General features: G+C 36.1%; 3 protein-coding genes. 1 reads left to right on the forward strand and 2 read right to left on the reverse strand.

Annotated elements, in window-relative coordinates; all coding sequences use genetic code 11:
* Both HRT72_11515 and HRT72_11520 read right to left on the reverse strand, forming a co-directional pair.
* Window positions 1–373, reverse strand: a 373-nt coding sequence (locus tag HRT72_11515; GenBank protein NQY68332.1) for a hypothetical protein, incomplete at its 3' end; no start/stop codon positions are given.
* Complete coding sequence (locus HRT72_11520; protein NQY68333.1) at window positions 366–953, reverse strand: sigma-70 family RNA polymerase sigma factor; 588 nt, start codon at window positions 951–953, stop codon at window positions 366–368. The genes HRT72_11515 and HRT72_11520, both read right to left, overlap by 8 nt.
* Before the next feature lie 303 nt (window positions 954–1256).
* On the opposite strand from HRT72_11520, the gene mdh reads away from it, so the two are divergent.
* Window positions 1257–2183 carry a malate dehydrogenase gene (gene mdh, locus HRT72_11525; GenBank protein NQY68334.1) on the forward strand — a complete coding sequence of 309 codons (927 nt, stop codon included), beginning with the start codon at window positions 1257–1259 and terminating at the stop codon, window positions 2181–2183.
* Window positions 2184–2581: the final 398 nt, after the last annotated feature.

Consider the following 2581-nt stretch of genomic DNA (forward strand, 5'->3'; position numbering starts at 1 on the left):
CGCTTTGTATTGGGGTTCGGCTCTTTTGAAGCGTAGAGGTATTAATGCTTTCGCTATTACTAGGTTCTGTATTGTCTGTCGTTTCTTTTTCGATGGCATCAAACGGACTAGTTGTAACGATGCTGTTTTCGGTGTTGTTAATTGTAGTAGCTGTATTGTTATCGGAAGTAGTAGAGAAGATAGCGGCACCTATTAGTATAGCAACGCCTGCAATACCGCTAATGTATTTAACTGTATTATTCGATTTTTCCGGAAGGCCATCTAAAGAATTCTCTAATTTGTTCCAAACGTCGTCGCTATAAGGAGCCTCGTAGTCGTTCAATCCTTCTTGGAAGAAGTTATCGAACTTGTCGTATTTGCTATTCTTATCCATCAATCTTCACGTCTAATTTCTTAAGGAACGCAGTCCTTAAATTTGTTTTTGCTTTTGATAAATTAGATTTGGACGCGTTTACACTAATCCCTAATTCGTCGGCAATTTCTTTATGTGAGCATTCGTCTAAAACAAACATGTTGAATACTGTTCTGTATACGGGAGATAGCTTCTGTATTTCATCGAGTACTTCGTTCATGTTAAATTTAGAGAACATGCTTAATTCGTCTTGTCTTTCATTCCAGCTGTCTAAGTCCGCAATGTCAGTTTCGTAATCAATACTTTTTGTTTTTAGTTTATTCTTTCGGAAAAAGTCTACTGTTGTGTTAACGAATATTCTTCTAACCCAACCTTCAAAGGATCCATTAAAGTTGTACTTCTCGATATTGGCAAATACTTTCATGAAGCCATCGTGCAAAATGTCTTTTGCTTGCTCCCTGTCATCCGAATATCTAATACAAACTCCCATCATCTTTTGGTAGTACAAGCTATATATTTCTTTCTGGCAAATTCGGTCTCCTTTCGCACATCCAATAATTATGGATTTGAGTTCTTTATGTGCGTTTCGATCATTTCCCATTTTCTGTTTCAAGAGTAAGTCGCGGAAAAGTTAAAAAGGTTGCCTTGTTGGTCTATAATTATTTGGTGAAGTAAATCTACGTCCGCATTTTGAATACTTAAAATAAAGGACGCTTTTTTTATCTCTTTATAGTACATATATATGTAGGTGGTATTTTAATTTCTAACTAACAATGTAGTTGTCTGTGTATCAGTTGTTTGTATTTTCCGTATTTCTGATATTTGAACTGAATATAGTTTGTGTGTGTTGAGTTCTTTTTTAATTTTGACGTCCCTAAAATATTAATGATTAATTTATTTTATTATGAAAGTAACTGTTGTAGGTGCTGGTAATGTTGGTGCAACTTGCGCCAATGTAATAGCACATAAAGAATTAGCAAACGAAGTAGTATTGGTAGACATTAAAGATGGTCTTGCTGAAGGTAAGGCTTTGGATATGTGGCAAACTGCACCTATTAATATGTACGATTCAAGAATAATTGGATCAACTAATGACTATACGAAAACTAAAGGTTCGGATGTTGTGGTTATTACTTCAGGTATTCCAAGGAAACCTGGTATGACTAGAGATGATTTAATCTCAACGAATGCTGGTATTGTGAAAATGGTTACTGAAAACATAATTGCTAACTCTCCGGATGCAATTATTATCATCGTTTCAAATCCATTAGACGTAATGACTTATTGCTCTTACTTAGCTGCAAAAGTTGATTCTTCTAAAGTATTCGGAATGGCTGGTATTTTAGATACTGCTAGATATAGAGCATTTTTAGCTGAAGCTTTAGACGTGTCTCCAAAAGATATTCAAGCTGTGTTGATGGGTGGTCATGGTGATACTATGGTTCCATTACCAAGATATACTACTGTAGGTGGTATTCCGGTAACTGAATTAATCGGCGAAGCTGAATTAGAAGCAATTGTTGATAGAACTAAGAAAGGCGGCGGTGAGCTTGTTGATCTTATGGGTACATCTGCATGGTATGCTCCGGGAGCAGCAGCAGCTCAAATGGTAGAAGCTATTGTGAGAGATCAAAAAAGAATTTTCCCAGTTTGTGCTTGGTTGCAAGGTGAGTATGGTATGAAAGATATCTACTTAGGTGTACCAGTTAAATTAGGAAAGAATGGTATCGAAGAAATTATTGAATTGCAATTAAACGAAGCGGAGACAAAACTTCTTGAAGAATCTGCAGTTGCAGTTAGAGATGTAATGTCGGTTTTGGATAACATGTAATCGATACATCTTATATAATATAGAAAGGGCTTCCTGTTAGGAGGCCCTTTTTTATTGGGGTTATTTCTTAGAGATAAGTAGGTTGCTTAATCTTCCGCTAATGTCACTTCGAGTGAATTTCGTTTTTCGAAATTAGTATCGAGAAGCTCTATTTGTAACGCGAGGACTAAAAAGTACTCGATAGTTAAATATTAGTGTAATGCCTTCCCGGGCTTGATCCGGAATCTTAAGAAGTATTCTTTTGGGTAAGCTTTAAGAAAAGCTGGGACTTCTTACTGTGATAAAACCACACCCAATGTTGTTTCACCTTGCTTGTTGGTGATAGCCATTGTGTTGTGTCCAGTAATAGTCGTCGTTTTGTATATGTGGTTTAGATAAGTGTCCATTGCTAATATATC

This window comes from Flavobacteriales bacterium (assembly GCA_013214975.1).
Taxonomy (GTDB): domain Bacteria; phylum Bacteroidota; class Bacteroidia; order DT-38; family DT-38; genus DT-38.